The organism is Streptomyces sp. NPDC001920 (genome assembly GCF_053594495.1).
Genome location: NZ_JBSFEP010000050.1, coordinates 1 through 3,201 on the forward strand (window position 1 = coordinate 1; position 3,201 = coordinate 3,201).

The 3,201-nt window shown below is 74.4% G+C and carries 1 protein-coding gene; it reads right to left on the reverse strand.

Annotation, left to right across the window (positions count from 1 at the left end):
• The coding region (locus tag ACWCPI_RS38835) for an acyltransferase domain-containing protein (RefSeq protein ID WP_451042663.1) at positions 1–3,201 on the reverse strand (3,201 nt) is incomplete at both ends.

The following is a 3,201-nucleotide window of genomic DNA, read 5'->3' on the forward strand; positions in this document are numbered from 1 at the left end:
GGTGGGTGACGAGGTGGCGGGCGATGAGGCTGCCCAGGGTTCCGGTGCCGCCGGTGATCAGGACGGTCCCCTCCGGATCCAGGGACCTGGGCACGTCGTGATCCGGTGCCGTTCGCGCGGCTGTCACCGGGGCGGGGACCCGGGCCAGCCGGGGCACCAGAACGGTGCCGTCGCGCAGGGCGAGTTGCGGTTCCCCGCTCCCCAGCGCCGCCGCCAGGCCCGTGCCGGCACGGCTCAGGGCGGCGTCCGGCTCCGCGTCCATGTCCAACAGGACGAACCGCCCCGGGTTCTCCGCCTGGGCGGACCGGACCAGGCCCCACACCGAGGCCCCGACCAGATCCACGGCCCCGCCGTCACCCGCGGGTGTCGCGGGCCCGCCTGACACGGCGTTACGCGTCGCCACGACGAGCCGCGCGTCGGTGAAACGGTCGTCCGCGAGCCACCGCTGCAGCAGCGCGAGCGCCTCCCGTGTCGCCTCGTGCACCCGTCCGACGGGCTCGCGCGGCTCCCCGTCCTCGTACGCGGGGGTGCCGTCAGCGCCGAACCGGGCCACCACCAGCGCGGGCACCCGCTTGCCTGCGTCGACCGCTGCCCCCAGGGCGGACAGATCGCCGTAGCGGCCGATCAGGCCACGGCCGCCACCGTCCCCGTCACCGGCGCCATTGTCGTCGGCCGGCTCCAGGAGCGCCCACGGGCCGAGCGGAGCGACGCTCTCGTCCGACGGCGTCCGCAGCGCCTGCCATGTGACGTGGAACAGCCGCTGGGGCCCTCCCGCCGCACGCTCCAGCTGCGCGGCCGTCACCGGCCGTACCGTCAGTGACCCGATCGAGGCGACCGGTCGCCCCCGCTCGTCGGCCAGCTCGACCCGGACACCGTCGTTCGGGCCGGGCGACACCCGGGCGAGGAACCGTTCCGCCCTAGCGCCGACGGAGTGCAGGGACACCGAGGACCAGCTGAACGGCAGAACCACCCCCATGGCCGCGTCCGACTCCGAGGGACGCAGGAAGACGAGCTGCAACGCGGCGTCCAGCAGCGCGGGATGCACGCCGAACCCCTTGCTGCGGGCGTCGCCCCCCGAACCGCCGGAAGACCCGTCCGGCTCCGGCACCCCCGCCAGCTCCGCGAAGAGTTCGTCGCCCTTGCGCCAGGCGGCGCGCACACCTCGGAAGGCGTCCCCGTACCCGACACCCATGTCGCCGAGACGCTCGTAGAAGTCGTCGAGGCCGACGGGCTGCGCACCGGCGGGCGGCCACACACCCGGCCGACCGGCGGGCTCGGGCGGCTCGGCCGCCGTGAGGAACCCGGTCGCGTGCACCGTCCACTCCGTACCCGCACCCGCATCTGCACCGCCGTCCGTCGCCGGAACGGTCGATCGGGAGCGGATCGTGATGCCGTACCTGGCCCCGTCACCGGCCCCGTCGCCGGGACCTTCGCCCGCGTCGTCCACGCGGTTCGTGATCACCTGCAGGTCGGCGGCCTCCCGTTCGGCCAGCACCAGCGGCGCGTGCAGCGTCAACTCCTCCACTCCCGCCGCGCCGATGTGCCGCGCCACGTGCAGCGCGGCCTCCGTGAAAGCCGCGCCCGGCAGCAGCACGCTCCCGAACACCCTGTGATCGCCCAGCCAGGGGAAGCGGTCCATGGACACCGATCCGGTGAACAGGTGCCCGCCGTCGGGCAGTTCGGTGACGGCGCCGAGCAGCGGGTGGTCCGCCCGGTTCATTCCGGACGCGCGGACGTCGGAAGGCGCCGGAGCGTCGAGCCAGTACGTCGTGTGCTGGAAGGCGTACGTCGGAAGGGGCACCGTCCTCGCGGTCCGGTGCGCGAAGGCGCCGAGCCAGTTCACGTCCACGCCGTGGGTGTACGCCCGCGCGAGTGAGGCCGTGAACCGGCCCACGCCGCCCTCGGAGCGTCGCAGCGACTCCAGCACGGCGGCGTCGGCACCGTACGCGTCGACGGTCTCCTGGAGTCCGACCGTGAGCACCGGATGGGGGCTCGCCTCGATGAAGAGCCCGTGACCGTCGTCCAGCAGGGCCCGGGTGGTCTCCTCGAAGCGGACCGTCCGGCGCAGGTTGCGGTACCAGTACCCGGCGTCCAGTTCCGTGGTGTCCACCGGGCCGGCGGTGACGGTCGAGTAGAACGGGATCCGCGCGGCGCGCGGCGCGAGCGACCCGAGCGCGTCGAGGACCTGATCCTGGATCGCCTCCACGTGCGGGGTGTGCGAGGCGTAGTCGACGGGGATACGTCGGGCCCGCACGCCGTCGGCCCGGTACGCCGCCACCGCCTCGTCGACCGCGGTGTGCTCACCGGCGATCACGGTGGACCGGGGCCCGTTGACCGCGGCCACGCCGAGCCGATCGCCCCAGGCGGCGAGCCGCTCGCGCACGGTGTTCACCGGCAGCGGCACGGACGCCATGCCACCGGTTCCGGCGAGGGCGGTGATGGCCTTGCTCCGCAGCGCCACGACGCGCGCGGCATCCTCCAGGGACAGCGCATCCGCTACGTGCGCCGCGGCGATCTCGCCCTGCGAGTGCCCCATCACCGCGTCCGGCTCGACGCCGAAGGAGCGCCACAGGGCGGCCAACGACACCATCACCGCGAACAGGGCCGGCTGGACGACGTCCACGCGGTCCAGCTCCGGAGCACCGTCCGTGCCGCGCAGGGCGTCCACGAGCGACCATCCCGTGAGCGGGTCCAGCGCGTCCGCGCACGCACGGATCTTCTCGGCGAAGACCGGCGCCGTCTCCAGCAGTTCGTCGGCCATGCCGAGCCACTGCGACCCCTGGCCCGGAAAGACGAACACGGTCCTGCCGGGCGGCGCGGCCGCCGCGCTCACCACGAGCGCGGAGTGCCCGTCCCCGCGCGCGAGCGCCTCGAGCCCCGCGAGGAAGTCTTCACGGTCGGCACCGACGATCGCCGCGCGGTGCTGGAAGCCGGTGGCGCGTGTGGTGGTGAGGGTGTGCCCGATGTCGTGGACGTCCACGTCGGAGTGGTCCAGGACGAAGGAGTGCAGCCGTGCGGCCTGGGCCCGCAACGCCTTCTCGCTGCGCGCGGAGACCGGCCACGGCAGGGGGCGCGGCTCGCCGGCCACCGGGTCCGGCGCCGCGGCTTCGGGCTGGTCGGGGGCTTGTTCGAGGATGAGGTGGGCGTTGGTGCCGCTGATGCCGAAGGAGGACACCGCTGCTCGGCGGGGTCGCCCGGTCT